At 72.3% G+C, this 25,999-nt stretch carries 24 protein-coding genes; 9 read left to right on the top strand and 15 right to left on the bottom strand.

Annotated elements, in window-relative coordinates; all coding sequences use genetic code 11:
• The first annotated feature begins 16 nt into the window (after positions 1 to 16).
• Positions 17 to 1,534, top strand: a complete 1,518-nt coding sequence (locus tag IRY44_RS12880; protein WP_194800621.1) for an ABC transporter substrate-binding protein — start codon at positions 17 to 19, stop codon at positions 1,532 to 1,534.
• Positions 1,535 to 2,220: 686 nt separating this feature from the next.
• Here IRY44_RS12880 and IRY44_RS12875 read toward each other — a convergent pair.
• From IRY44_RS12875 to IRY44_RS12860, 4 genes are all read right to left on the bottom strand, one after another.
• The gene (locus IRY44_RS12875; protein WP_194800620.1) at positions 2,221 to 3,693 is read right to left on the bottom strand and encodes a P1 family peptidase; all 1,473 of its coding nucleotides are present in this window, start codon (positions 3,691 to 3,693) and stop codon (positions 2,221 to 2,223) included.
• A gap of 191 nt (positions 3,694 to 3,884) precedes the next feature.
• Positions 3,885 to 4,601, bottom strand: a complete 717-nt coding sequence (locus IRY44_RS12870) for a FadR/GntR family transcriptional regulator (protein ID WP_269697550.1) — start codon at positions 4,599 to 4,601, stop codon at positions 3,885 to 3,887.
• Positions 4,602 to 4,753: 152 nt separating this feature from the next.
• Complete coding sequence (locus IRY44_RS12865; protein WP_194800618.1) at positions 4,754 to 5,011, bottom strand: hypothetical protein; 258 nt, start codon at positions 5,009 to 5,011, stop codon at positions 4,754 to 4,756.
• The gene (locus tag IRY44_RS12860; RefSeq protein ID WP_194800730.1) at positions 5,008 to 5,334 is read right to left on the bottom strand and encodes a DivIVA domain-containing protein; all 327 of its coding nucleotides are present in this window, start codon (positions 5,332 to 5,334) and stop codon (positions 5,008 to 5,010) included. Before IRY44_RS12860 ends, IRY44_RS12865 begins: the two co-directional genes overlap by 4 nt.
• Before the next feature lie 263 nt (positions 5,335 to 5,597).
• Between IRY44_RS12860 and IRY44_RS12855 the strand changes: the two genes are divergently transcribed.
• Positions 5,598 to 6,014, top strand: coding sequence for a winged helix-turn-helix domain-containing protein (locus IRY44_RS12855; protein ID WP_030503874.1), 417 nt, complete (start codon positions 5,598 to 5,600; stop codon positions 6,012 to 6,014).
• Between the two features lie 15 nt (positions 6,015 to 6,029).
• Here the strand turns inward: IRY44_RS12855 and IRY44_RS12850 are convergent, their stop codons facing one another.
• From IRY44_RS12850 to IRY44_RS12840, 3 genes are all read right to left on the bottom strand, one after another.
• A complete protein-coding gene (locus IRY44_RS12850) occupies positions 6,030 to 6,434 on the bottom strand; it encodes an Asp23/Gls24 family envelope stress response protein (protein ID WP_194800617.1) in 405 nt (134 codons plus the stop codon).
• A gap of 188 nt (positions 6,435 to 6,622) precedes the next feature.
• Positions 6,623 to 7,624 carry a methylmalonyl Co-A mutase-associated GTPase MeaB gene (gene meaB / locus IRY44_RS12845; RefSeq protein WP_194800616.1) on the bottom strand — a complete coding sequence of 334 codons (1,002 nt, stop codon included), beginning with the start codon at positions 7,622 to 7,624 and terminating at the stop codon, positions 6,623 to 6,625.
• 12 nt (positions 7,625 to 7,636) lie between these two features.
• Positions 7,637 to 8,830: an acetyl-CoA C-acetyltransferase gene (locus IRY44_RS12840; protein WP_194800615.1), complete on the bottom strand. Its 1,194-nt coding sequence runs from the start codon at positions 8,828 to 8,830 to the stop codon at positions 7,637 to 7,639.
• 62 nt (positions 8,831 to 8,892) lie between these two features.
• On the opposite strand from IRY44_RS12840, the gene mce reads away from it, so the two are divergent.
• The 5 genes from mce (at position 8,893) to IRY44_RS12815 (ending at position 16,357) form a co-directional block, all read left to right on the top strand.
• A complete protein-coding gene (gene mce / locus IRY44_RS12835; RefSeq protein WP_194800614.1) occupies positions 8,893 to 9,357 on the top strand; it encodes a methylmalonyl-CoA epimerase in 465 nt (154 codons plus the stop codon).
• Between the two features lie 281 nt (positions 9,358 to 9,638).
• Complete coding sequence (ccrA, locus tag IRY44_RS12830; RefSeq protein WP_194800729.1) at positions 9,639 to 10,994, top strand: crotonyl-CoA carboxylase/reductase; 1,356 nt, start codon at positions 9,639 to 9,641, stop codon at positions 10,992 to 10,994.
• A 263-nt stretch (positions 10,995 to 11,257) separates the two neighbouring features.
• Positions 11,258 to 12,508: a DivIVA domain-containing protein gene (locus IRY44_RS12825; RefSeq protein ID WP_194800613.1), complete on the top strand. Its 1,251-nt coding sequence runs from the start codon at positions 11,258 to 11,260 to the stop codon at positions 12,506 to 12,508.
• A gap of 172 nt (positions 12,509 to 12,680) precedes the next feature.
• Positions 12,681 to 14,777 carry a hypothetical protein gene (locus IRY44_RS12820; RefSeq protein ID WP_194800612.1) on the top strand — a complete coding sequence of 699 codons (2,097 nt, stop codon included), beginning with the start codon at positions 12,681 to 12,683 and terminating at the stop codon, positions 14,775 to 14,777.
• Positions 14,778 to 15,139: 362 nt separating this feature from the next.
• Positions 15,140 to 16,357, top strand: coding sequence for an AI-2E family transporter (locus IRY44_RS12815; protein WP_194800611.1), 1,218 nt, complete (start codon positions 15,140 to 15,142; stop codon positions 16,355 to 16,357).
• Between the two features lie 4 nt (positions 16,358 to 16,361).
• On the opposite strand, the gene IRY44_RS12810 is transcribed toward IRY44_RS12815, so the two are convergent.
• From IRY44_RS12810 to IRY44_RS12780, 7 genes are all read right to left on the bottom strand, one after another.
• Entirely contained in the window at positions 16,362 to 17,171 is an 810-nt protein-coding gene (locus IRY44_RS12810; protein WP_194800610.1) for an alpha/beta hydrolase, read from the bottom strand.
• A 67-nt stretch (positions 17,172 to 17,238) separates the two neighbouring features.
• On the bottom strand, positions 17,239 to 17,571 hold the full coding sequence (locus IRY44_RS12805) for a hypothetical protein (RefSeq protein ID WP_269697554.1): 333 nt from the start codon (positions 17,569 to 17,571) through the stop codon (positions 17,239 to 17,241).
• A gap of 100 nt (positions 17,572 to 17,671) precedes the next feature.
• On the bottom strand, positions 17,672 to 18,751 hold the full coding sequence (locus IRY44_RS12800; protein WP_194800609.1) for a hypothetical protein: 1,080 nt from the start codon (positions 18,749 to 18,751) through the stop codon (positions 17,672 to 17,674).
• Complete coding sequence (locus tag IRY44_RS12795) at positions 18,748 to 19,242, bottom strand: SigE family RNA polymerase sigma factor (protein WP_194800608.1); 495 nt, start codon at positions 19,240 to 19,242, stop codon at positions 18,748 to 18,750. The genes IRY44_RS12800 and IRY44_RS12795 overlap by 4 nt, the downstream gene beginning before the upstream one ends.
• A gap of 41 nt (positions 19,243 to 19,283) precedes the next feature.
• Positions 19,284 to 21,074, bottom strand: coding sequence for a 3-hydroxyacyl-CoA dehydrogenase family protein (locus IRY44_RS12790; RefSeq protein ID WP_194800607.1), 1,791 nt, complete (start codon positions 21,072 to 21,074; stop codon positions 19,284 to 19,286).
• A 123-nt stretch (positions 21,075 to 21,197) separates the two neighbouring features.
• Positions 21,198 to 22,262 (bottom strand): alpha/beta fold hydrolase, encoded by a 1,065-nt coding sequence (locus IRY44_RS12785; RefSeq protein ID WP_194800606.1) that lies wholly within the window; start codon positions 22,260 to 22,262, stop codon positions 21,198 to 21,200.
• Positions 22,263 to 22,462: 200 nt separating this feature from the next.
• Entirely contained in the window at positions 22,463 to 22,909 is a 447-nt protein-coding gene (locus tag IRY44_RS12780) for an FHA domain-containing protein (RefSeq protein ID WP_194800605.1), read from the bottom strand.
• Positions 22,910 to 23,124: 215 nt separating this feature from the next.
• On the opposite strand from IRY44_RS12780, the gene IRY44_RS12775 reads away from it, so the two are divergent.
• Positions 23,125 to 24,627 carry an aldehyde dehydrogenase family protein gene (locus IRY44_RS12775; RefSeq protein ID WP_194800604.1) on the top strand — a complete coding sequence of 501 codons (1,503 nt, stop codon included), beginning with the start codon at positions 23,125 to 23,127 and terminating at the stop codon, positions 24,625 to 24,627.
• Positions 24,628 to 24,636: 9 nt separating this feature from the next.
• Here the strand turns inward: IRY44_RS12775 and nucS are convergent, their stop codons facing one another.
• Positions 24,637 to 25,296, bottom strand: coding sequence for an endonuclease NucS (gene nucS, locus IRY44_RS12770; RefSeq protein WP_030503891.1), 660 nt, complete (start codon positions 25,294 to 25,296; stop codon positions 24,637 to 24,639).
• Positions 25,297 to 25,367: 71 nt separating this feature from the next.
• Between nucS and IRY44_RS12765 the strand changes: the two genes are divergently transcribed.
• Positions 25,368 to 25,985 (top strand): DUF4126 domain-containing protein, encoded by a 618-nt coding sequence (locus tag IRY44_RS12765; protein ID WP_013288236.1) that lies wholly within the window; start codon positions 25,368 to 25,370, stop codon positions 25,983 to 25,985.
• Positions 25,986 to 25,999 lie beyond the last annotated feature (14 nt).

The raw sequence follows: 25,999 nt of genomic DNA, 5'->3' as shown, positions 1-25,999 counted from the left end.
GCGATGGGACACACGAATGAATCGGCTGAAGATAACGCTGCCCGCCGTGCTGCTCGCCACGGCGCTGGCTCTGACCGCGTGCAGTAGCGACGGCGACTCCGAGACCACCACCGGCGGTGGTTCCGGCAACGGAACGGTCACCCTCGGCGCCTACCTCGAGCCGGTGAGCCTCGACCTGACCGCCGAGGCCGGCGCCGCGATCCCGCAGGTCCTGCTCTACAACGTGTACGAGGGCCTGGTGCGCCAGAACGCCGGTACCGGCGAGGTGGAGCCGCTGCTGGCCAGCGAGTGGAAGGTGTCCGAAGACGGCACCAAGTACTCGTTCAAGCTGCGCGACGGCGTGACCTTCCACGACGGCCAGAAGCTCACCGCGCAGGACGTGGTGTGGAGCTTCAAGCGGGTCACCGCCGAGGGCTCGACGAACCCGTTCAAGTCGCAGATGACAGTCGTGAAGACCGTCGAGGCGCCCGATGCCTCCACCGTGGACGTGACGCTGTCCCGGCCCAGCCAGAGCTGGCTGTTCGACGTCGCCGGCCGGGTCGGTGTGGTCCTCAAGGAGAACGCCACCGACCTGGGCACGAAGCCGAACGGCACCGGCCCGTTCAAGTTCGACAAGTGGAACCGCGGCGACAGCATCACGCTGGTGCGCAACGACGGCTACTGGGGTGAGAAGGCCAAGGTCGGCACCGCCGTCTTCCGGTACATCACCGACGCCAACGCGCTGAACAACGCGATGCTCTCCGGCCAGCTCGACATCGTGGCGAACATCCAGGCGCCGCAACTGCTCGAGGTGTTCAAGGGCAACAAGCAGTTCGAGGTGGTCGAGGGCAAGACGACCGGTGAGGTCGTCCTGGCGATGAACAACGCCAAGGGCCCGCTGGCCGACGCCCGGGTGCGCCAGGCCATCCGCCACGCGATCGACCACGACGCGCTCATCAAGACCGTCTGGTCCGGCTACGGCACGAAGATCGGCAGCATGGTGCCGCCGAGCGACCCGTGGTACGAGGACCGCACCGGCGACTTCCCGCACGACCCCGCCAAGGCCAAGCAGCTGCTCGCCGAGGCCGGTCACGCAGGCGGGCTCACCCTGACCATGGACGTCCCGCCGCCCGGCTACGCCCGCGCCTCCGCGCAGTTCGTCGCCTCGCAGCTCGCCGAGGTCGGCATCAAGGTGACCCAGAACAACGTCGAGATGCCGCAGTGGCTCGACAAGGTGCTCGGCAAGGCCAACTACGATCTGTCGATCATCGCCCACGTCGAGCCGCGTGACCTGGTCCGCTACGGCCAGCCGGAGTACTACTACCGCTACAAGAACCCGGCCGTCACGCAGCTCATGAACGAGGCCGACACGGCTCTGGACGCGGCGACCCGGGACAAGAAGTTCGCCGAGGCCGCGAAGGTCATCTCGCAGGAGGCGGCCAGCGACTGGCTGTTCCTGCTGCCGAACCTCGCGGTGATCCGCGACGGCGTCGAGGGCTACCCGAAGGACGCGGTGACCCAGTCCTTCGACGTCACCAAGGTCTCCAAGAAGTAACAGCACCACGCGCAGAAGGACCTGGTGGGCTCCCGCCCACCAGGTCCTTCTGCGCGTCCCCCGCTCCCCGCTCCCCGCTCCCCGCTCCCCGCGATCTTGCACTTGCGGCCCCTCGCACGGGGGATTTGACCCCGTTCGCCGGGGCACCAGGTGCAAGATCCACGGGCTAGGAGGACCGGGGATGCCCGAGGAGCCGTGATCGGTGCGCAGTGGACTGACGCAGTCGAGGCGCGGCCCGCGTGTAGCCCGGCGCGTCCGGGACCGCGGGGCGTCGACACAACGCACTGCCGAGCGAGGACTATGCCGCGATGGACGTGTTCCGCCCGGCCGACGACCACGTCTAGCCCTACGGTGCGGCCTCCGCGTTGGGCGCCGGCGCGATGCACCGGGCTGCCGAGGGGACGTCGCAATCCCGCTCGCGCTCCACAGGCCAGGAGCTGACGTGCTGCGAAGTGGGTCGGAGCAGAACGCCCCACCCCGTCGATCTTGGACTTGTGGCGCCTGGGATGTCCGGTAAGCGAGCTGCGCGAGGTGCCACAACTCCAAGATCGACGGTCACACCGCGCACGGACGGGCCACCGGCCGGCCGGCTGGAACGACGCGAGGCGGGCTCCGTCCGGGTGGACGGAACCCGCCTCGATCGTCACGCGCCTACGGTGCCGGCGCGAGGTGAGACAGCGTGTTTGTCAGCTGAGCGGGGCGGAGGGCGTCCGGCGGCGACCCCGCAGGTGCATCCCCAGCAGGCCGACACCGAGGATGGCGGCGGCCAGCAGGCCCGTGGTCACGCCCGTGGAGAGCGTGGGACCACCGGTGTTACCGGAGGCGAGAACCATGCCGTTCTGCGACTCCTGACCGGCGTCGTTCGTGGTGTTGCCCGCCGGGGCGGCCTTGGGCTTGGGCTTGTCCTTGCCCTTGCCGTTGTCGGCACCGGCCGGCGCGGGGACCGGGGTCTGGGCCAGCGCCTGGGTCGCCTGGGCGAAGCTCTGCGGCGTCACGTCCGGGGCGTTGCCCTGGGTACGCCACTGCTTGAGCTGCTTCATGCCCTTGCAGGCCGAGGGGTAGCGGTCGCAGTAGCTGGTGGTGTTGCCGATGCTCTCGGACGAGAGGACCGCCTTGGCGATGGCACGGGCGAGCGTGCTGGCACCGGCGTTGAAGATGGCGTTGAGCTGGCGGCTGTCGGCCGGGTCGTTGATCTGGAGCGCCTCGCCCTTGCCGGTGGACACCGCGAACACGGTGTCGCCGTCGCCGAGCGTGTGGATCGGGCTGATCGCGCGGGCCATGCCGTCGTGCGCGTTGCCGGACATGCGCTGCGCGGCGGCCTTCTCCAGCGGGGCGTTGGTGGCGACCACGGCGATCGTGGTGTTTGCCGGCTGCTCGGCGGCGGCGGCCGGCGGGGTCGGCGGGTTGCACTCCTTCTTCTTGGGAGCCTTGTACCCGGCGAACTCGTCGCCGATGCCGTACTTGACCCCGTACAGGGTGCAGTCGGCCGGGTCGACCGGGGAGCCGGCCGGGTTGACGATCACCATCGCGCCGACGTAGATGCCGTCGCCGAGGTGGACGCTCGCGGTGCCGACGCCGCCGCGCATGCCGCCGCCACGGGCACCGGTGCCACCGCCGACGCCGCCCTGGCGAACGGGACCGTCCGAGGTGGCCTGTGCCGCGAGGTAGCCCCACTCGGCGGAGGTGCGGGCCTTCGGGTCGCCGCCGCGGCCGAGGTCGAAGATGTCAGCGGCCGGCACGATCGGGGCCACACCGCCGGCGCCGACGCGTACGCCCTCGCCGCGGTCCTCCAGCCAGCGGATGATGCCGTTGGTGGCCGACAGCCCATACATGCTGCTGCCGCCGAGCTGGATCGCGTTGACGCCCGGGTTGGAGTTGAGCGGGCTGAGCAGGTCGGTCTCCTTGGTGGCGGGGGCGCCACCACGCTGGTCCACACTCGCCACGGACATCTGCGGCATGTAGACGACCGAGGTGCCGGTCAGGTACGGAGCGGTGTCGGACTGGACCTGGCCGACCTGGATGCCGGGGACGTCGGTGATGGCGTTGTGGGCGCCCGGGGCACCGGCGGCGGGGTTGGCCGACGCGGGCGACCCGACGAGCACGAGTCCCGGACAGACCAGGGCTGCCGCGGCGAACGCGGCGAATCTGGACGACTTCATGCAGCTTCTCCCATGTGAAGCGGTGCGACCTCCGCCCCGATCCGGGGCGGTCGATGCATTGGGCAACTGGTGGTCCCCCGTGGTACACGACGAGATGTGACGGAGGCTACTGGTCAGACCAGTTGAAGGGAAGAGCCTGCTCAGCTGATGGCCGACTCGAATAATCCGAGGTCAGGCCACATCAGGCGGATTCAGAGCAATACGTCCACCATCGAGCGGCGCGCCTCCGGCACGTACTCGGCGTAGTAGTGGTGCAGCTCCTGACGGGTCAGCCGGGCCACCTCGTCGGCCTCGCCCGCCCGCATCGCGTCGATGACGCGCCGGTGGTGCGCGAGCGTGCGCTCCATCAGGGCCTCCGGGTCCGGAGCCTGGGCGAGCTTGGTCGAGATCAGGTCCAGCACCATGCTCCGTACCGCGTCGAGGCAGAGCACGAGCAACTCGTTCCCGGACAGCCGGGCGACGTACTCGTGGAAGCGGAGGTCCGCCGCGCTGAACGCCTCGTATCCCTCGGCGACCGCGTCGCGCATGCCCGTCAGCGCCTGCTCCAGCTCGTCCAACTCGGACGGTGACGCCAGCCGGGCGGCGACCGACCCGGCCGCCGATTCGATGATCATGCGGAACTGGAGCAGCTCCGCCACGCCGAGCCGCCGACTGTCCACGACCCGGGCGAACAGCTTGCGCATCGCCGAGGCGGTCGACGCGATCACCTGCGGCCCGAGCGGGTCACCGGGGCGGGAACGGATCAGGCCGCTGCTCTCCAGCACGCGCAGCGCCTCACGCACAGTGGACCGGCTGACGTCGAACTGGGTCGTCAGTTCGCGCTCGCTCGGCAGGCGGTCCCCCGGCCGCAGATCCCCGGCGGCGATCCGCTCCTCGACCTGCCGGACGATCCCCTCGTACGCCCTCACGGTGCGCACTGGAGCGAACGAGACACCCTTCGGCATGGCGAACCTCCCGACGCACGGCGGCCTCGCGCCGCTGGGAACAACGGTACGGTGCATCGACCCGCGCGGTGGTCAGCCCCCGCCCGCCACGACGAGTGCGCAGGCCGCGCGGCGGGTCACCGGAGCAGCCGGCGGGCGCACGGGCCGTCGTGGTCGGCCCGCAGCAGGCAGCGCCGGCCGTCGCCCATCCGAAGATCGCAGAAGACCCGATGGCGTACGCCCTGCTCGTCCTCGGCCGAGACGGTGGTCTCGCCCGGGTCTGCCTGGGCGAGCACGCCCGACCAGCGGGCGACGACCCGGGCCAGGCGTACGGCGCCGGCCAGGTCACCGGCGACGACCGGCAGGTGGATGACGAACCGCTCGCGGGAACTCATCGACGGTACGCTCCCGCGTTCATCCGCCTCTGCGCCTGCTCGGACTGCCAGCACCGCAGCGCGTCCCGGACCCGCGCGGTCTCCTCCCGGCTGACGCCGAGCGCCCGGTAGACGTCGGCCAGGTCGAGCGCCACCCGGTCGAGGAACTCGTGCACCTCGGCCGGGTCGAGCCCGCGCCGGCCCAGCCGGGTCGTCCGGAACCGCCGTTCCCGCACCTGCCAGGGGCGCAACGGCGTGTAGTTGGCCGCCCGGTAGCAGCCCGGCTGGGTGGTGCCGCGACCGGCTCGCGCGCGCCGACCGGGCCACCGGAGGTTCCACCGCACGAACGCCTGCCTCTCGTGGTCGAAGGGACTGGAAGGGCGGGACCACCCGCCCGCCGCGCGCGGGCGGACCCGCCCGCCCCGCCACCGCAGCGTCACTTCGCGGTACGGCACCGGGGCAGTCGAGATTGAGCACTCGAAGGAGTCATGTCCGCCGGTTACCGCACGAACACGCTCCGACCATAGCAAGAATCCAACATGGCTACAATCCATCATCGCCATAAAGCCTTGATGGATCAGATCTACCGGGGCACAAGGCTTACGTCATGACCATCGATCCGCGCTCGCACACGCCGGTCTACGTCCAGCTCGCCGACCTGATCCGAGAGCAGATCGAATCGGGCGCGCTGCCGCCCGGGGCGAGCGTCGGCAGCGAGTCGCGGCTCAGCCAGGAGCACCAGATCGGCCGCGACGCGGTCCGGATGGCGATTTCGCTGCTGCGATCGGAAGGGCTCGTCACCACCAGCCGTCCGCTCGGCACGCGGGTCCGGGAGACGCCGCAGCGCAGGCAGGTGGAGCTGGCCGCGGGCGCGAGAGTCGTCGCGCGGATGCCTACCGGCGCCGAGCGCCGGAACATGCTGCTGGACGAGGGCGTACCGGTGCTCGAGATCCACGGCCCGGAGGGCGACGTGGAGTTGCTGCCGGGCGACGAGGTGGAGCTGACCCGCCCGGCACACGACTGAGCCGGGCGGCGCGCGTCAGGCGGTGGGCGTACCCATCGCCACGTCGTCGACCTTGATGTTGATCTCGGCGGCCCGCAGCCCGTACGCCTCGATCGCGGACGCCACCGCGGCCCGGACCTCACCCGTCACCTGCGGCACCGGGTACCCGGCGTCGATCACGAGGACGAGGTTGACCACCGCCGACCCGTCGGTGACGTGCGCCGAGCAGCCGCGCCGCGCGTCCCCGACCTGCTCCAGCCCGACCCGGTCCAGCACGGCGTTGAAGAAGCGGGCGATGTCGCCGCCCAGCTCGGCAACCCCGGGCACCGACTTCGCGGCGGCCACCGCGATCTTCTCGACCACCTCGTCCGAGACCGAAGTGCTCCCGCCCGCCACGGTCTCAGGCATCGCCGGCAGCTCCTGAGTAGCGTCGTGCTCCACGCGCCCACCCTCCTTCGTCCGAGGGAGCGTACATCGACCGTCGATCATGGAGTTACGGCCCCGGCACAAGCCGCGAAGCAGGCGCAACCGGGGCCGCAACTGCAAGATCGCGGGGTTTGTGGGAGCGCCTCCCGTCACGCGAGATCGGCGTTCCGTCAGGTGGCAGCGGTGGACGGGGCGGGGGCGGGTCAGGAGCCTAGCTGGGAGAGCAGCTCGTCCGCCGCCGCGTACGGATCGATCGCGCCCTCGGCCACCTTCGCGGCGAGCGTCGGAAGCTGCGTACCGTCGCGCAGTGAGCCGATCCGGGCGCGCAGCACGCCCAGCGCGATCGCCTCGATCTCGGCGGCGGCCCGCGCCTCCCGGCGGCGGCGCAGCTCGCCGTGGCGCTCCAGCCAGTCGCGGTGCTTGTCGATCGCGGCGGCGATGTCGTCGATGCCCTCGGCACGGGCGGCGATCGAGCGCACCACCTGCGGACGCCACTCCCCCGGCCCGCGCTCGCCCAGCGCGATCATGCCCTGGATGTCGCGGACTGTGGCGTCCGCGCCGTCCCGGTCGGCCTTGTTGACCACGAAGACGTCGGCGATCTCCAGGATGCCTGCCTTCACGGCCTGGATCGCGTCACCCATGCCCGGCGCGAGCAGCACGAGCGTGGTGTCGGCCAGCGAGGCCACCTCCACCTCGGCCTGCCCGACGCCGACGGTCTCGACCAGCACCACGTCGCAGCCGGCACCCTCCAGCACCCGCACCGCCTGCGGCGTCGCCGCCGAGAGCCCGCCCAGGTGGCCCCGGCTGGACATCGAGCGGATGTAGACGCCCGGGTCGGTCGCGTGGTCCTGCATCCGGACCCGGTCGCCGAGGATCGCGCCGCCGGTGAACGGGCTGGACGGGTCGATCGCCAGCACGCCGACCCGGTGCCCGCGCGCCCGCAGCGCCCGGACCAGCTCGTTCGTGGTGGTCGACTTGCCCACACCGGGCGAGCCGGTCAGGCCGACCACCTGGGCGTGCCCGGCGTACGGCGCGAGCGCCGCCGCCACCTGCGGCAGCACCTCGTCGCCGGACTCGACCAGGGTGATCAGGCGGGCCACCGCGCGGGGGTCACCCGCGCGGGCCCGCTCCACCAGCATGGGTACGTCCCGGCTGCGGCGCACCGGGCCGGTGGCCGCCGCCGGGGCGTTCTGTGCATCGTTCACAGGTATCAGCAATCAGCTCTCGGCGCCGTTCGGCACGTGGATGATCAGCGCGTCGCCCTGCCCGCCACCGCCGCAGAGCGCCGCCGCGCCGGTGCCGCCGCCGCGCCGCTTCAGCTCCATCGCGAGCGTGAGGACGAGGCGGGCGCCGGACATGCCGATCGGGTGGCCGAGCGCGATCGCGCCGCCGTTGACGTTGACCTTGTCGGGGCTGATGCCGAGGTCACGGGTGGACTGGATGCCCACCGCCGCGAACGCCTCGTTGATCTCGATGAGGTCGAGGTCCTCGATGCTCAGGCCGCCCTTCTTCAGGGCGTGGTTGATCGCGTTGGACGGCTGCGAGTGCAGGGAGTTGTCCGGGCCGGCCACGTTGCCGTGCGCGCCGATCTCGGCCAGCCAGGTCAGGCCCAGCTCCTTGGCCTTGGCCTTGCTCATCACGACCACGGCGGCCGCGCCGTCGGAGATCGGCGAGGAGCTGCCGGCGGTGATGGTGCCGTCCTTGGTGAAGGCGGGACGCAGCTTGCCGAGCGACTCGGCGGTGGTGTCCGGGCGGATGCCCTCGTCCTCGCTGATCACCAGCGGGTCGCCCTTGCGCTGCGGGATGACCACCGGGGTGATCTCGTCGCCGAAGTGGCCGTTCTTCTGCGCGGCGGCGGCGCGCTGGTGGCTGGCCGCGGAGAACGCGTCCTGCTCCTCGCGGGTGATGCCGTGCTTCGCGCCGTGCCGCTCGGTGGACTCGCCCATCGAGCAGCAGTCCCAGGCGTCGGTGAGGCCGTCGAGGGCCATGTGGTCCTTGACCGTCACGTCGCCGTACTTGTAGCCGGAGCGCTGACCGAGCAGCAGGTGCGGGGCGTTGGTCATGGACTCCATGCCGCCGGCCACCACGACGTCGAACTCACCGGCCCGGATGAGCTGGTCGGCGAGCGCGATCGCGTCCAGCCCGGAGAGGCAGACCTTGTTGATGGTCAGCGCCGGGGTGGACATCGGGATGCCGGCCTCGACGGCCGCCTGCCGGGCCGGGATCTGCCCGGCGCCGGCCTGGAGCACCTGGCCCATGATCACGTACTGGACCTGCTCGGGCGCGACGCCGGCGCGCTCCAGGGCCGCCTTGATCGCGATGCCACCGAGCTTGGTCGCGGGGAGGTCCTTGAGGTTGCCCAGCAGGCGCCCCATGGGGGTCCGCGCGCCGCTGACGATCACCGAAGCCATTGCCTGCCTCCGAGGGGGTGCCGACCTGTACGCCTTAACGATTGTTCGGTCAGACTAGCGTCATGGCTGAGAACTCCCCCGTCGAGCCCGCTGCCGAGTTTGTCACAGACATCGGCCTGCGCCGCATCGACCACGTCGGGATCGCCGTGGCCGACCTGGACGCCGCGATCGACTTCTACCAGCGCACGTTCGGGATGCGCTGCGTGCACACCGAGACCAACGACGAGCAGGGCGTACGCGAGGCGATGCTCGCGGTCGGGCCGGACGCCTCCGGCGGCATGGTGCAGCTGCTCGCGCCGCTCTCGCCGGACACCACGATCGGCAAGTTCCTGGACAAGCGCGGTCCGGGCATCCAGCAGGTGGCGTACACGGTGGCGGACATCGACGTGGCATGCGCGGCGCTGCGTGAGCGCGGCGTCCGGCTGCTCTACGACGCGCCCCGGCGCGGCACGTCGGACTCCCGGGTCAACTTCGTGCACCCCAAGGACGCCGGCGGCGTGCTGATCGAGCTGGTCCAGCCCGCCTGACGCGCGTGGAGGGGGCCGGTCGCGGCCCCCTCCCGGCATGTGAGAAGGCGCGCGGCAGTGCGCACTTGCACGTTCCCACGGACACCTCCACGCATCGGTGGATGCAGTTTTTCACAGAGGGGTTCCCGCTTTAGCTACCGTTCAGTAACGTCCGCCCGAACAGCAGCGGCGACCGGTTGCCGAATGTGTCGATTGCCGACATGGCGGTCCCGTCGCACCGGCGCCGACGATGGCAGCACCCCTGCCCGCGTCGTGCGGGTGTGGACAAACGGGAGGTCACCGTGCAGGACATCCTCGAAGCGATCATGGCGGCGGAGGGTTCGTCGCAGCCGGAGCGGGAGCTCGCCGGCCTCGCCGGCCTGCCCGTGCCGGAGAGCTACCGGGGCGTGGTGGTGCGTGCCGAGGACACCCGCATGTTCGAGGGCATGGCCACCCGCGACAAGGACCCGCGCAAGGCGCTGCACGTGCAGGAGGTGCCCACCCCCGAACTGGGCCCGGGTGAGGCGCTCGTCGCGGTGATGGCCAGCGCGATCAACTACAACACGGTGTGGACGAGCATCTTCGAGCCGCTGCCCACCTTCAAGTTCCTCCAGCGCTACGGCCGGCTCTCCGAGCTGACCCGCCGCCACGACCTGCCGTACCACGTGGTCGGCTCGGACGCCGCGGGCGTGGTGCTGCGCACCGGGCCCGGCGTGACCAAGTGGAAGGCCGGCGACGAGGTGGTCGCGCACTGCCTCTCGGTCGAGCTGGAGGACTCCGCCGGCCACGACGACACGATGCTCGACCCGCAGCAGCGGATCTGGGGCTTCGAGACCAACTTCGGCGGCCTGGCCGAGCTGGCGATCGTCAAGGCCAACCAGCTGATGCCGAAGCCACGCCACCTGAGCTGGGAGGAGGCGGCCAGCCCGGGGCTGGTCAACTCCACCGCGTACCGGCAGCTCGTCTCGCACCACGGCGCGAACATGAAGCAGGGCGACGTGGTGCTGATCTGGGGTGCCTCCGGCGGCCTCGGCGGCTACGCCACCCAGATGGCGCTCAACGGCGGCGCGATCCCGGTCTGCGTGGTCTCCTCGCCGGAGAAGGCCGAGCTGTGCCGCAAGATGGGCGCCGAGCTGGTCATCGACCGGACCGCCGAGGGGTTCAAGTTCTGGTCCGACGAGCAGACCCAGGACCAGGACGAGTGGCGGCGCTTCGGTGAGCGCATCCGCGAGCTGACCGGCGGCGAGGACCCGGACATCGTCTTCGAGCACCCGGGCCGGGAGACCTTCGGCGCCAGCGTCTACGTCGCCAAGAAGGGCGGCACGATCGTCACCTGCGCCTCCACCAGCGGCTTCAACCACCAGTACGACAACCGCTACCTGTGGATGCACCTCAAGCGCATCGTCGGCAGCCACTTCGCCAACTACCACGAGGCGTGGCAGGCCAACCGGCTGGTCGCGCTGGGCAAGGTGCACCCGACCGTGTCGAAGACGTACGCGCTGGAGCAGACCGGCCAGGCCGCGTACGAGGTGCACCGCAACGCGCACCAGGGCAAGGTCGGCGTGCGGTGCCTCGCCCCCGCCGACGGGCTCGGCGTCCGGGACACCGAGATGCGCTCGCGCCACGAAAGCGCCATCAACCGGTTCCGCGGTCACTGACCGTACGGTCGCACCGGATTGCCTTTCCGGCGGAGCCGGGCACCATTCGACCGGCGTACGCACAAAGGGCCGCGGGTACCCACCCGCGGCCCTTTTCGCGCCGCCTTCCCCGCAGAAGCCCGACCCGCCCCACCCGCCCGGGAGCTGCCAAGATCGCCAATTGGTCCGGTCTCACCGGCCGACCGAGTTGACCATGTAAACAGGACGCGAAAGGTGCCGACCGCTCTTGCGAACCACCCTGGGGCGTCTGCCAGTATGTCCCAATGCCCCAGCAGCAGTCCTCCCCTCTTGCGTTCTTCGATAACGCGAACTCACAGCCCGATTTCACCGTTGGCCTGCGTGGTTACAACACCAACCAGGTCGACGACTTCATCGGCCGCCTCAGCGCCGCCCTGAGCCAGTCCGAACAGGCCCGCGCCGAGGCCGAGCAGCGGATGAACGACGCCCAGCGCCGGCTGCGGCAGGCCGAGCAGCGCCAGAGCGCGCTGGAGCAGAAGCTCACCGAGACCAACAAGCAGCTCGAGGAGAACAGCCGGCCGACGCTCTCCGGCCTGGGCACTCGCGTCGAGCAGATCCTGCGGCTGGCCGAGGAGCAGGCCAACGACCACCGCAACGAGGCCAAGCGCGAGTCGGAGGGCATCCTCTCCGCCGCCCGCCTCGAGGCGCGTGAGATCACCGACAAGGCCCGCGCCGAGGCCGCCGCCATGAAGGCGACCGCCGAGCGTGAGGCCGGCAGCGTCCGTACCGCCGCCGAGCGCGAGGCCGCCGAGGTCCGCGTGCAGGCCCGCCGCGAGGCCGACACGCTGCGCGCCGACGCCGACCGGGAGACCAAGCAGCTGCGTACGGTCACCGCGCACGAGGTGGCCGAGCTGAAGTCGACCGTGGAGCGCGAGGTCGCCACGCTGCGCGCCACCGCCGAGCGGGAGATCACCCAGCAGCGGGCCAAGGCCGCCCGGGAGGCCGAGGAGAAGCGGGCCGAGGCGACCAAGCTGCTCACCGACGCGCGCGACAAGCGCGACAAGGACCTGCAGGCCCTGGAGCTCCAGCTCGCCGAGCGGCGCGAGAAGGCCGAGCGCGAGGAGTCGGAGCGGCACGCCGCCCAGGTCGCGCAGACCCAGAAGCTGGTGAACGAGGCCGAGCAGCGCGCCCGCGCCGCGCAGGAGCGGGCCAAGGAGATCGAGCAGCGGGCCGAGGCCCGGCGGGTCGAGTCCGAGCGCACCGCCAACGAGACCGTCGACAAGGCCAAGGCGCTGGCCGACAAGACGCTGAACGAGGCGCGCGCCGAGGCGCAGCGGGTGCTCAACGAGGCCCGCACCGAGGCCGAGCTGACCACGCAGGCGGCCCGCCGCGAGGTCGAGGACCTGACCCGTCAGAAGGACGCGGTCACCTCGCAGCTCGGGCAGATGCTGTCCGGCCTGGCCGGCATCGTGCCGGGCGTGCCGGCCGGCGGCAAGACCGAGGCGCCGAAGGGCGACGCCGCCGCGCAGAAGGTGACGGCCGAGTCGGCCGGCTGACCGTTACACCCGCTGTCGGGGGCATGAGCCACGGCGCGGGGTGACGCCGGGTGACCGGTGTCGCCCCGCGCCGTCATGCTTGTGCGGCCCGTTTCGCCAGGAGGGTGAAGTAGCTCCCAGAAGGGGCGTCCGTATCGCCCCAGCAGAGCCGGATGCGTGTGAGGATGGGGGCATGTCGCACGGCGAGGAACTGTTCGCGCTCGGCGGGGACGTGACGACGGAGCCCAGCTTCGAGTCAGCCCTGCGGGGATACGAGAAACGGCAGGTCGACCGCTACGTCGCTCGCGCGGAGCACGAGATCGCGGCGTTGACCACCGAGCGGGAACAGGCATACACCCAGATCCACAAGCTGGCCGGTCAGGTCGAGGTGCTCCAGCGCGACCTGGCCCAGGTGCGCAAGCAGGCGGCGGTGGTGGACCGGGCGTCGTTCCGGCACCTCGGTCCGCGCGTCGAGCAGATCCTCACCATGGCCGAGGAGCAGGCAGACGACATCCTGGCCGCCGCCAACGAGGAGATCGAGGCCCGCCGCGCCGCCGCCGAGCACATCGTCGAGGAGGCCCGGGAGCAGGCCGCCCAGGCGCTCAAGGACTTCGAGATCGCGCTTGCGGCCCGCCGGACCGAGGAGGAGCGGCACACCGCCGCCCGCAAGGCCGAGGCCGAGGCCACGCTGAAGGCCGCCAAGGACGAGTCGGCGAAGCTGCGCAAGGACGCGCAGGACGAGTCGACGAGGCTGCGGACGGCCGCCCAGGACGAGGCCGAGAAGCTGCGCCGGACCGCCCAGGACGCACTGGCGAAGGCCCAGCAGGAGGCCACCCAGCTCCGCGACACCGCCAAGGAGATCCACTCCCGGGCACAGCAGGAGGCCGCGCGGCTGCGGGAGTCGGCCAAGGAGGCGCTGGCCAAGGCCCAGCAGGAGGCGAACCAGCTCCGCGAGGCGGCCAAGGAGGTGCACGCCAAGGGCCAGCAGGAGGCCAAGCGGCTGACCGACGCCGCCGCCGAGGCCGGCCGGGCCACGCACGCCAAGGCGCTGGCCGAGGCCAAGAAGATCGTGGACGACGCGGAGGAGGCCGCCAAGGCCACCCGCGGCCGGGCCCGCAGCGAGGCCAACCGGCTCACCACCGAGGCCGCCGAGGCCGGGAAGCGCAACCGCGCCGAGGTCGAGGCGTACGTGCAGCGCATGCGCACCGAGACCGAGGCGTACGTGCAGCAGGCCCGCGCGCAGACCCAGCAGGAGCTGGGCGCATGGCGGGCCGGCGTGGAGAAGGAGGTCGCCGAGCGGCGGGACGGCGCGGAGAAGGAGCTGGCCCAGCGCCGGGCCGCCGCCGAGCAGGAGTTCGCCAAGCGCCGCGACGAGCTGGACAAGCAGCACGCCAAGCGGCAGGAGGAGCTGGAGCAGGCGTACACGACGCGGCGCGACGAGATCGAGCGCACCGCCGCCGACGTCCGGCAGGCCGCCGAGGCCGACGCACTGAGCATGCGGCAGCAGGCCGAGCTGGAGGCCGCCGAGCTGCTGCGCCGCGCCGAGGCGGATGCCGGCGCGCAGCGCCGCAAGGCCGACGAGCACGTCGCGGCCTCGCGACGCCAGTTCGAGGAGTACGCGGCCACCACCCAGCAGCACCTCGCCACCACGCAGCAGCACCTGGCCGCCACCCAGCAGGAGGTGGCCGCCGGCCGGCAGCAGCTCGCCGGGGTCATGTTGGAGATCGCCAAGGCCCAGCAGGAGCTGGCCGACCTGCGTACCGAGACCTGGAAGTCGCGGCAGGAGTCCGACGACCTGCAGCGCCGCCTCACCGACCTGCGGCGCGACGCCGATTCGGCCGGGATCGCGGCCACCCCGGTCGACCCGGACGACCTCGCTGCCGCCTCCACCGGCCGGTCCACCGGCGACGGCACGCCGGCGGGCGAGGGCACGCCGGTCACCAGCGGCGCGGAGAGCCCCGGCGACACCCCGGCCGGCGGCGGGGCGCCGGTGGCCGCGAAGGGCACCGCCACCGCGGTCCCCAACGGCGCCGGGCCGGCCAGGGGTGACGGCGAGCCCGCCGACGCGGGCAAGGCGAAGCCGGTCGGCGAACCGGTGACCACGATGGACTCCCCCGGCGGAGCGGGCGTCGACGGCGAGCCCACTGTTGCCGCCGTACCGGGTGAGGGCGGCCGGGGCGCCACCCCCACGAAGATCACCAGCACCGGTGAGAACGGCAAGCGCCCGACCAAGCCGACCACCGACGAGCGCAGCGCCAAGCCCAGCACGGTGACTGTCGACAAGGACTGATCCACCCACCGCGCCGGATCGGGGAGGTGGCGGCATCCGCCCCACCCGGACCACGCCACCTCCCCGACCTGGCGGACCCAGCGCCACTTCGGCGAAGTGGCGGCATCCCACCCACCCGGACCACACCACCTCCCCGACCTGGCGGACCCAGCGCCACTTCGGCGAAGTGGCGGCATCCCACCCACCCGGACCACACCACCTCCCCGAACTGGCGGGTGACCCGCGCCGGGACGGCCCGGCGGGAAGTGGTGGTGGGATGGTCGGGGCGGACGGCGAGGACTACCCTGCGGGCAGAGGGCCGCGCGTCGGGCGTGGACGGCACCGGCGGGCGAGCCGGGCAGCGCGGGAGCCGGGAGGCACGGGTGTCGCAGGAGGGTTCCGCCGTCCCGGGTGACGAGGCGGCGGCCGTGCACCCCACCGGCGAGGCGGAACCCGCGCGCGACGCCACGACCGCCGCCGGCGAACCGCGATCCGGCACGGACACGAGCAGCGGACGGCCGACCGACGTCGAGCCGGGTGAGTTCGAGCCGAGCGGGCGCTTCGGCGTACCGGGACGCCCGCTGCGGCGCAGCGCCTTCCTGGTCGGGTTCACCGGCGCGCTCGGCGTGCTGCTCGCGTACGCGTTGTTCCTGGGCATCCGCAACGCCGCCGGCATCCTGGTGCTCGTGGTGATCGCGCTGTTCCTCGCGGTCGGCCTGCACCCGGCGGTGGTCCGGCTGCGCAAGTGGGGCGTGCCGCGCGGGCTGGCGGTGGCGGTCGTGACGCTCACCCTGCTGCTGCTGATCGTGGCCGGGCTGCTGGCGCTGGTGCCGCCGGTGGTGACCCAGTCCGGTCAGTTCATCCAGCAGCTGCCCGGGTACGTCGAGGAGCTGCGCCGCAACCCCACGGTCAACGACCTGGTGATCCGGTACGACGTGATGGAGCGGGTCCAGGCGGCGGCGAACGCGGACAACGTCGGGCGGGCGCTCGGCGGGGTGCTCGGCGGCGCGCAACTGATCTTCGGGACGATCTTCCGTCTGCTCACCGTGCTGGTGCTGACGATCTACTTCCTGGCGTACTTCGACAAGCTGCGCGAACTCGGGTACGCGCTGGCGCCGCGCTCACGCCGGGAGCGGGTCCGGCTGATCGGCGACGAGATCCTCACCCGGGTCGGCGCGTACATGGTCGGTGCGCTCGCCATCGCGGTGCTGGCCGGGGTGAGCACGTTCGTGTTCGCGCTGGCGGTCGGCCTGCCGTACCCGTTCGCCCTGGCCGTGGTGGTCGCGGTGACCGACCTGATCCCGCAGATCGGCGCGACGCTGGGCGCGGTGGTGGTGACGCTCGTCGGGCTCGCCACCGACCTGCCGGTGGGCATCGCCTGCCTGGTGTTCTTCGTGCTCTACCAGCAGGTGGAGAACTACCTGATCTATCCGAAGATCATGCGCCGGGCGGTGTCGGTCAACGAGGTGGCCGCGTTGCTCGCCGCGCTGCTCGGGGTGGCGCTGCTGGGCGTGGTGGGCGCGCTCATCGCGATCCCGACGGTCGCCGCGTTGCAGCTGATCCTGCGCGAGGTGGTGCTACCGCGTCAGGACGCGCGCTGAGCCGTTACTCGGCGCGCCGCTGGGCCGGGCCGGGCACCGGGGTGTCGGCGAACGCGGCGACGGTGCGGTCGGCGTACGCGCTGACGTCGCCGGTCTCCATCGGGCCGTCCCAGGCGGTGGGCAGCGGCAGCGGTACGCCGGGGGCGACCCGCCGGACGATCTCGTCCAGCACCTTCTCCGCGTCGCCGACCCAGAGGTGCTTGGCGCCGTCCACGCCCACCACCTCGGCCTGCGGCACGGCGGCGAAGCGCTCCCGGGCCTCCTCCGGCCGCAGGTAGTCGTCGAACTCGGGGACCAGCGCGGTGAGCGGCTTGCCCGTCTCGGCCCAGACCCCCAGGTCCTCCGGGGCTGAGTAGCGCAGCGGCGGGGAGAGCAGGATCGCGCCGGCCACCGCCGGGTCGCAGCCGTACTTCAGCGCCAGGTCGGTGCCGAACGACCACCCGACCAGCCAGATGTTCGGCAGCTCGTGGAACTCGGCGTACTCGATCGCCGCGGCCACGTCGAACTTCTCGCCGACGGCGCCGTCGAACGCCCCCTCGCTGGTGCCGCGGACGCTGCTGGTGCCCCGGGTGTTGAACCGGAGCACGGCCAGGCCGGCCAGCGCGGGCAGCCGCCACGCCGCCTTGCGGAACACGTGGCTGTCCATCATCCCGCCGTGGGTGGGCAGCGGGTGCAGGCAGACGAGTGTGGCGGCCGGTTCACGGTCCAGCGGCCGGGCCAGCTCGCCGACGAGCGTCAGCCCGTCGGCGGTGTGCAGCTCGATGTCCTCCCGGCGGCCGGGCAGGATCGACGACGCGCGAATCGGAGTGCTCACGCCTGCCAGTCTCCCGCGTCGGCGGCCCCGCCGCCCAGCGGGACGGGAACCGGGTGATCCAGATCGCTCAGCCGTAGCGCGGGGCGCCCCGGCCGCGCTGGAGGTTCGGCCCGCGCCGGTCCCGGGCCCGCCAGCAGCCGGAGTGCCAGTGCCGGCGGTCGGTCAGGTCGCCCCGGTCGTCGGCCGGCCAGGCCACCACGTGCGCCACGCCGGGACGGATCTCCTGGTCACAGCCGGGACAACGGTACGTCTTGACCGATGCCCCGCCGCTGATCGCGCGTATCTGCCAGTCGCCGTCGCGCCACTGCTGCACTGTCGGCACGCCGTGGCGGGCACGCTCGGCGTCCAGGCCGGGGTTCTCCTCCCGGCGGGGGCGGTTGCGACGAGGGCTCACGGTCACCAAGCGTACGGTCCGCCGGCCGGACCCGGGTCGGGCGATCTTGGTACGGATGCGCCCTTCCCGGGGCCGTTCCGCACCAGGATCTGCTCGTGGTGACCGATCAGGGCCAGGTCTGCGGACGGGTGAGGTCTCTCGCCACCTTCGTCCCGACGAGCACCGTCGCCGCGTCGGCCTCGGTGAAGTTCACCTGGCCCGGGGGTCCGTAGCCGGGGAAGGGCCAGGCGAAGTCGACTGTCAACCGCACCTTGGGCAGGCCGAGCAGTTCCAGGCGGTTGCCGTCCGGATACCGGAAGCCCGGACGGCCACCGAGGTCGCGGTTGCTGGCGCGGCCCGTGTCCTCCCCCATCTCCGCCCCGTAGACCAGCTTGATCCACATGTTCGACGAAGGTGCCCGGAAGACGGTGAGCTGAACCGTGAGGCCCTTCGGGAAGGCGGCCGCGTCCACCGAGCATCCCGTCACCGCCGCATTCGCCGGCAACGTGGTCGGTCGGACCGGCCCGGTGCATCGCCGGGCTTCCTCCCAGCGCACCAGACCGGCCACCCGGTCCAAGGCGGCTACGTCACCGCGAAGCGTGGCCGCCCGGGCGTAGAGACCGGGGAAGGGCTGCCACGACTTGACCAGACCGTCGGTACCGGCAACCCGCAACACGGCACCGTCGAAGGTCAGCCGACCGCTGACGGCCTGCACCGGGAAGCCTTCGATCGGGGTGTCGTCGAGGGTCTTCGCCACCGGGCTCACCTCGAGCAGGACCGGGTGCCCGTCACCGACGCTGAACCGGATCGACTCGACCAGGTTGGCGCTGTGGACGGACCAGCCCAGATAGCGGGCCCGGGTGGTGTCGACGCCTAGGTGCAGCACCTGCGGGTCGGTACCCACCAGATCGGGACGCTGAAGCGCCCCGGGCACCCCGTCGGCGAGCGGCGGCACCGGCGGTGGCGCCGCCTCCGGGGTTGCGGCCGTCCAGGGCATCCGCCCGGCCAGCCCGCCCACGTCCGCGCGTATCGCGCCGGTGAAGCCGAGCACGCCGACCAGGGCGAGCGCGGTGCCGGCGGTGAGTCGGCGGCGTACCTGCCGGCGCCGGCCGAGCGCGCGGGAGCGGCGCAGCAGGCGCCCGGTGTCTGTCTCGCCCTCGGCGTGCTCCCGCAGCACCGAGGCGATCCGCTGGTCGAGGTCGGTCACGGCCGGCTCCCCTTTGTCATCGGGACGCCGCAGCGCTCCCGGAGGTGGGCGAGCGCCCGCATCGCGTGGGTGCGGACGGTGACCGGGGAGCAGTCGAGGATCTGGGCGATCGTGGCGTCGTCCAGGTCCTCGTAGTAGCGCAGCACCAGCACGGCGCGCTGGCGGTCCGGGAGGGCGCGGATCAGCCCCCACATCTCGTCCCGGTCCGCCGCCTCGCCGCTCAGGTCTCCGCGTTCGGGCCGGTCGGCGAACGTGTCCACCGCCAGTTCGCGGTTGGACCGCCGCCGCCACCAGGACGTGTTGGCGTTGACGAGCATCCGGCGCACGTACACGTCGGGCCGATCGATCCGGGCGATCTTCCGCCAGTGCACGTACGCGCGCGCCAGCACGTCCTGGGTCAGGTCCTCGGCCCGGTGCGCGTCGCCGGTCAGCAGCCGGGCCAGACGCAACAGAGCCGGGCCGCGGCTGCCGACGTACTCCTCGAAGGTCACACCTCGAAGACGCCGTCACCGGGCCCGGCTGTTGACAGCGGTCAGCGCCGGGTGTGGTCGCGGAACCCGCGGCCGGACTTGCGGCCCAGGTAGCCGGCCGTGACCAGGTGCTCCAGCAGCGGCGCCGGGGCGAATCCGGGCTCGCGCAGTTCCAGATACAGCTCCCGCTGGATGGCCAGCGAGACGTCCAGGCCGACCACGTCGAGCAGCTCGAACGGGCCCATCGGGTAGCCACAGCCGAGCTTCATCGCGTAGTCGATGTCGTCGGCGGTCGAGTAGCTGGCCTCCAGCATCTTCACCGCGTCGTTCAGGTACGGGAACAGCAGCGCGTTGACGATGAAGCCGGACCGGTCACCGCAGACCACGCCGGTCTTGCCGAGCTTCGCGCAGACCGCGCGGGCGGTGGCCGACGTCTCGGCGGAGGTGCGGATGGTCTGCACGATCTCCACCAGCGGCATGATCGGCGCCGGGTTGAAGAAGTGCAGGCCGACCACGTCGGCGGGACGCTGGGTCGCCATCGCCACGTCGATCACCGGCAGCGACGAGGTGGTGGTGGCGAGCACGACGCCCGGCTTGCAGATCTCGTCGAGGCTGGCGAAAAGCGCCTTCTTGACGCTCAGCTCCTCGATCACGGCCTCGACCACCAGGTCGACGTCGGCCAGGTGCTCCAGCGTCGCGGACCAGGTGATCCGGCCGAGCGCGTCGTCCCGGTCGGTCTCGCTGAGCTTGCCCCGCACCACGCCCTTGTTCAGCGAGGTCTTCACCGCCTCGCAGACCTTCGCGGACTTCTCCGCGCCCCGGGTCACCGAGATGACCTCGTACCCGGCCTTGGCGAACACCTCGATGATGCCGGTGGCCATGGTGCCGGACCCGACCACGCCGACCTTCGCGATGGCGCGGGCGCCGTCGGCGAGCGCGGCGTCCGCGGCGAGCGGCGTGTACTCGTCGGGTACGACCTTCGGCGAACCCGGCCGCTCGTAGGTGTAGAAGCCGCGGCCCGACTTCCGACCCAGCAGACCGGCGGTGACCATCTGCTTGAGCAGCGGGGCCGGGGCGTGCCGGCGGTCCCGGCCGCCGCGCCGGTACATCGTGTCGAGGATCTCGTACGCGGTGTCCAGACCGATCAGGTCCATCAGCGCCAGCGGGCCCATCGGCAGACCGCAGCCGAGCTTCATGGCGGCGTCGATGTCCTCGCGGGTGGCGTAGCGGGCCTCGAACATGCCGACCGCGTGGTTCAGGTAGCCGAACAGCAGCGCGTTGGCGATGAACCCGGCCCGGTCGCTGATCGTCACGTCGACCTTGCCGAGCCGCTCGCAGAGCGCCTCCACGTCGGCGACCACGTCGGCGGAGGTGACCACCGTGCGGACCACCTCGACCAGCTTCATCACCGGGGCCGGGTTGAAGAAGTGGATGCCGATGACCTGGTTGGGCCGCGTGGTGGCGACGGAGATCTCGGTGACGCTCAGCGACGACGTGTTGGTGGCGAGGATCGCCTCGGGCTTGCAGACCCGGTCCAGCTCGGCGAAGATCCGCTGCTTGAGGTCCAGGTGCTCGGGCACCGCCTCGATCACCAGGTCCACGTCGTGCAGCGCGTCCAGGCCGACCCGGAAGTCGACCCGCGCGAGCAGGGCGTCCCGCTCGGCCTCGGCGAGCTTGCCCTTGGCGACGGCCCGGTCGGTGGAGCCGGTGAGCGTGGTCCGGCCGCGCTCCAGCGCCGCGTCGGAGATCTCGACGGCTGTGACGTCGACGCCGTTGCGGGCGAACACCTCCACGATGCCGGCACCCATGGTGCCCAGACCCACCACGCCCACCCTGGTGAACTCCCGCGCCACGACCGGCCTCCCCTGGCTCGACTCCGCCGTCCGCGACATGAACGGCCGCTAAGGTTATGCGCCGGAGTCTGCCACGTGACGCTGTGTTGTCGAGACGCCGTGGGATATTTCACGCACCGCGCCTCACCCGGTGGCGTTCTCCCCGGTCAGCGCCAGCAGTTCGGCGACGAACTCGGCCGGCCGTTCCAGGTGCGGGCTGTGCCCGCAGCCGGGCAGCACCACCTCGCGGTACGTCCCGCCGGCCGCCGCGTACCGGTCCAGCACCGCGCGGGTCTGCCCGACCATCGGCTGCGGCGGGCACTGGGCCTCGCCCGGCCAGCCGGGCACCACACCGAGCCGGCCGAGGTACGCCAGGTCGAACAGCGAGGTGTCCGAGACGATCACGTCGGCGTCGCCGCGTACCCAGGTCACCGGCGGCTTGACCGGCACGGCGACGAGCTCGTCGGCGAGCCGGAAGTGGGCCGGGGCCAGCGCGTTGAGCACGCCGCGCGGACCGGCGGCGGTCCCCGGCCAGTGGGCCGAGGCCACGGCGGTGCCCGGGTAGTTGTCGTCCCCGGTGGCGGTGGTCAGCATGCTCTCCAGCAGCAGGTCCTCGTCGTCGCCGAGGGACGCCGGGTCGGCCACGTACGCGGCACGCAGCACCGCACGTGGGCTGGTCGGGCCGTCCGCGCTCCGGTCACCGGCGGCGAGCCGGGCCACGAAGTCGGGGTTCGCGCCGCCGGCGCCGGTGCCGGCGAAGTCGGGCGTCGTCGGGGTGCCGTCGAGGTCCCGGGTGCCGCCGAAGCCGTACGGGGACACCGGCGCCTCCAGCAGCAGCCCTGCGACCCGCTCGGGGTGGCCGACGAGCAGCCGCATCGCCACGCCGCCGCCCAGCGAGTGCCCGGCCACCACCGGCCGGGCGCCGGGCGGGAACAGCCCCGGGGCGTCCAGCAGCGCGGCCACGTCGTCGGCGAAGTCGTCCAGCCCCCGGGTGGCGTCGACAGGCGCGGTGTCTGTCTCGCCGTAGCCGCGCAGGTCGGGCGCGACCACCCGCAGCGTCTCCGGCAGCCGGGCCAGCAACGGTTCCCAGAACGCGGAGGAGGAGACGTTGCCGTGCACCAGCAGGACCGGTACGCCGTCCGGTGGACCGGCCACGCGGACCGCCTGGGTGATGCCGTTGGCCTGGACCGTGAGCCGTGCGCTGCGCATCCGCGCATGCTGGCACGCGCCCCCACCCCCGGTCCATGTGCCCCACCCCCACACCGCCGCACGCGACGGTGGCGCACACCCCCGCCCCCTCACCGCGTCGATCATGAGGTTGGCGGCGACAAATCGGACGCGGACCGCCGCCAACTTCATGATCAACCGAGGGTCGCGGGGGGCCCGAGAGGGCGGCGGGTGGTGAGGGGCTAGCGGGCGTCGGCTGGCTGCGCCTCGCGCGCCTCGATCGGCTGGCGTGGCCCGGGGACGGGCAGCGGCACTGTGGGGCGCTGGTCGCGGCGCATCGCGCCGAAGCTCATCCCGACCGGGTCGGTGCGGGCCACACCCGGGTCGTAGAGGCGCAGATCGGTGCGGCCGAGCCGGACCACGTCGCCGTCGGCGATCGCCACGCTGCCGGTGACCCGGGTGTCGTTGAGCCAGGTGCCGTTCGTCGAGCCGAGGTCGGTGAGCAGCACCCCCTCCGGGGTGGCCCGGACGGTGGCGTGCCGCCGGCTCAGGTGCGGATCGGCGAGCACGATGTCGGCGGTCGGCGCACGGCCGATCACCTGCGCCTCCTGGCCGACCCGGAACGTGAGCCCCCGCATCGCCCCGCCCGACACCGTCAGCAACGGCATCAGCTCAGGATGCTCCTCCATGGACAGTCCTCCACCCCACATCGCCCCGCGGCGTCAGCCTGCCACCTCACCGTAGTGGCTTGCACCACCGCGCGGTCACCCCCGCGACCCCGGCCGGTCATCTCCCATTCGCCGTTTCGGACGGCACTTCCGTCGATGCGACGGCTGATCGTCCGCGCAGCGTACGGCGCATTCGACACCTACCGGCGAGTAATCCTCGGGTCTAGACTTCGGCCATGACCGCTGTACATGTGCCGGGCGCCCCGCTCATCTCCGAGGGTCAATTGGTGTCGACCAGCCCGGCCACCGGCGCCGAGGCGGGCCGATTTCCGCTGGCCACCGAGGCGGACGTGCGCGCCGCCGTCGACCGCGCCCGGGCGGCCGGTGACTGGTGGGCCGGGCTCGGCTTCGCCGGCCGGCGCGACCGCCTCCAGCGCTGGCGCGGCGTGCTCGCCCGGCGGATCGAGGAACTGGCCGACCTGATGCACACCGAGGGCGGCAAGCCGGTCGGGGACGCGGTGGTGGAGATCCTCACCGCGCTGGAGCACATCGACTGGGCGGCCCGCAACGCGCAGCGGGTGCTCGGGCCGCGCCGGGTCCGCTCCCGCCTGGTCCTCGCCGAGTTCAGCGGTCACCTCGAATACCAGCCGTACGGCGTGATCGGTGTGATCGGCCCGTGGAACTACCCGGTCTTCACCCCGATCGGCTCCGCCGCGTACGCGCTCGCGGCAGGCAACGCGGTGGTGTTCAAGCCCAGCGAGTACACGCCGGCGGTCGGCCAGTGGCTGGTCGACAGGTTCGCCGAGGTGGTGCCGGAGCAGCCGGTGTTCCAGGTGGTGCACGGCTTCGGCGCGGTCGGCGCGGCGCTGTGCCGCTCCGGGGTCGGCAAGGTCGCGTTCACCGGCTCGACCGCCACCGCGAAGCGGGTGATGGCCGCCTGCGCCGAGACGCTCACACCGGTGCTGCTGGAGGCCGGCGGCAAGGACGCGATGATCGTGGACAGCGACGCCGACCTGGACGCCGCCGCCGACGCGTGCGTATGGGGCGGGATGACGAACGCCGGCCAGACGTGCATCGGCATCGAGCGGGTCTACGCGGTCGACCAGGTCTTCGACGCCTTCGTGGAGAAGGTGGTGGCGAAGGCCGGGCGGCTCACCGTGGGCGCCGACGGCTCCGACCTCGGCCCGATCACCATGCCGTCGCAGATCGACGTCATCCGCCGGCACATCGACGACGCGATCGACCGGGGCGGCCGGGCGGTGCTGGGCGGCCCGGAGGCGGTCCAGCCGCCGTACGTGCACCCGACGGTGCTGGTCGACGTGCCGGAGGACTCGGCCGCCGTGCAGGAGGAGACGTTCGGCCCGACGCTCGTGGTCAACCGCGTCCGGGACGTGGACGAGGCGGTCGAGCGGGCGAACGCGCTGCCGTACGGGCTCGGGGGTTCGGTCTTCGGCCGGGCGCGGGCGGTGGCGGTCGCGCGGCGGCTGCGTTCCGGCATGGCCTCGGTCAACTCGGCGCTGACCTTCGCCGGCATGTCGACGCTGCCGTTCGGCGGCACCGGCGAGTCCGGCTTCGGCCGCATCCACGGCGAGGAGGGGCTGCGCGAGTTCGGCCGGCCCAAGTCGGTCACCCGCCGCCGGGCCCAGTCGCTGCTGCCGGCGATGACGTTCGAGCGCACCCCGGCCGACATCGCCCGCATTGTCAAGATCGCCAAGCTGATGTACGGCCGGGGCCGCTGAGGCGGCGCCTCAGAACAGCGTCAGCTCGTCGCGCTCGATGCCGCGCAGCTTGTCGTAGTCGACCACCACGCACCGGATCCCCCGGTCGGTGGCGAGCACCCGCGCCTGCGGCTTGATCTCCTGCGCGGCGAACACGCCGGCCACCGGCGCGAGCAGCGGATCGCGGTTCATCAGCTCCAGGTAGCGGGTGAGCTGCTCGACGCCGTCGATCTCGCCGCGCCGCTTCACCTCGACCGCCACCGCGCCGCCGACCGCGTCCCGGCAGAGCAGGTCGACCGGCCCGATCGCGGTCATGTACTCGCGCCGGACCAGCGTGAAGCCCTCCCCCAGCGTCTCCGGGTTCGCGGCGAGCAGCTCCTGCAGGTGCGCCTCGACGCCGTCCTTGCGCAGGCCCGGGTCCACGCCCAGCTCGTACGAGGTGTCCTGGAAGATCTCCTCCAGGGTGATGCGCAGTTCCTCGCCGGCCTTGTTGACCACCCGCCAGACGCCGGGTGCCTCCTCCAGCCGGCAGGGCGGGCTCATCCAGTTCAACGGCTTGTAGGCCCGGTCGTCCGCGTGGATCGACACCGACCCGTCCGCCTTCACCATCAGCAACCGGGTCGCCGGGGGCAGGTGGGCCGAGAGCCGTCCGACGTAGTCCACCGAGCACTTCGCAATCACCAACCGCACCCGCCGAGGGTAGCCGAGGCCCCGGCGGACGCCGACGAGCGCCACTGGCGTACCGGTGCCATATTGAGATCGTGCTCGAAGTCCTCACCGGTTCCGGCCTGGCCGCCTCGGCGGGCCTGAACGCCTACATCCCGCTGCTGCTGATGGGGCTGCTGTCCCGCTACACCGATCTGGTCGAGCTGCCGAGCGGCTGGCAGTGGCTCGGCAACGGCTGGGTGGTGCTGATCCTCGCCGTCCTGCTCGCGGTCGAGGTGGTGGCCGACAAGGTGCCTGTGGTCGACCACGTCAACGACGTGGTGCAGACGGTGGTGCGGCCGACCGCGGGCGGGCTCGCGTTCGGCGCGGGCGCCGGCTCGGAGACCGTCACGGTGAGCGACCCGGACACGTTCTTCTCCACCCACCAGTGGGTGCCGGTGGTGGTCGGCGTACTCATCGCGCTCGGCGTGCACCTGCTCAAGGCCGCCGCCCGGCCGGTCATCAACGCGACCACCGCCGGGGTGGGCGCGCCGGTGGCCAGCACCGCCGAGGACGCGACGAGCGTGGTCATGTCGGTGGTGGCGCTGCTGCTGCCGGTGCTGGTCCTGGTCTTCCTGGTCGCCCTGGTGTTCTTCGTACCGTGGCTGTTCCGCCGCCGCCGGGAGCGGCGCCGCGAGCGCGCCGCCGCCCGCGCGGCGGGCTTCCGCGTCTGACGCGCACCGACTCC

This window comes from Micromonospora sp. ANENR4, assembly GCF_015354395.1.
Lineage (GTDB): Bacteria > Actinomycetota > Actinomycetes > Mycobacteriales > Micromonosporaceae > Micromonospora > Micromonospora aurantiaca.
This window is presented reverse-complemented; position numbering and strand designations above follow the sequence as displayed.

Coding starts and splice junctions, on each gene's coding strand:
- IRY44_RS12785 (WP_194800606.1), bottom strand. CDS start 22,262: ATGCGCAGCGCACGGCTCACGGTCCAGGCCAACGGCATCACCCAGGCG.
- IRY44_RS12775 (WP_194800604.1), top strand. CDS start 23,125: ATGACCGCTGTACATGTGCCGGGCGCCCCGCTCATCTCCGAGGGTCAA.
- IRY44_RS12840 (WP_194800615.1), bottom strand. CDS start 8,830: ATGGCTTCGGTGATCGTCAGCGGCGCGCGGACCCCCATGGGGCGCCTG.
- IRY44_RS12865 (WP_194800618.1), bottom strand. CDS start 5,011: ATGAGTTCCCGCGAGCGGTTCGTCATCCACCTGCCGGTCGTCGCCGGT.
- IRY44_RS12855 (WP_030503874.1), top strand. CDS start 5,598: ATGACCATCGATCCGCGCTCGCACACGCCGGTCTACGTCCAGCTCGCC.
- IRY44_RS12880 (WP_194800621.1), top strand. CDS start 17: ATGAATCGGCTGAAGATAACGCTGCCCGCCGTGCTGCTCGCCACGGCG.
- IRY44_RS12875 (WP_194800620.1), bottom strand. CDS start 3,693: ATGAAGTCGTCCAGATTCGCCGCGTTCGCCGCGGCAGCCCTGGTCTGT.
- IRY44_RS12780 (WP_194800605.1), bottom strand. CDS start 22,909: ATGGAGGAGCATCCTGAGCTGATGCCGTTGCTGACGGTGTCGGGCGGG.
- mce (WP_194800614.1), top strand. CDS start 8,893: ATGGCTGAGAACTCCCCCGTCGAGCCCGCTGCCGAGTTTGTCACAGAC.
- IRY44_RS12820 (WP_194800612.1), top strand. CDS start 12,681: ATGTCGCACGGCGAGGAACTGTTCGCGCTCGGCGGGGACGTGACGACG.
- IRY44_RS12825 (WP_194800613.1), top strand. CDS start 11,258: ATGCCCCAGCAGCAGTCCTCCCCTCTTGCGTTCTTCGATAACGCGAAC.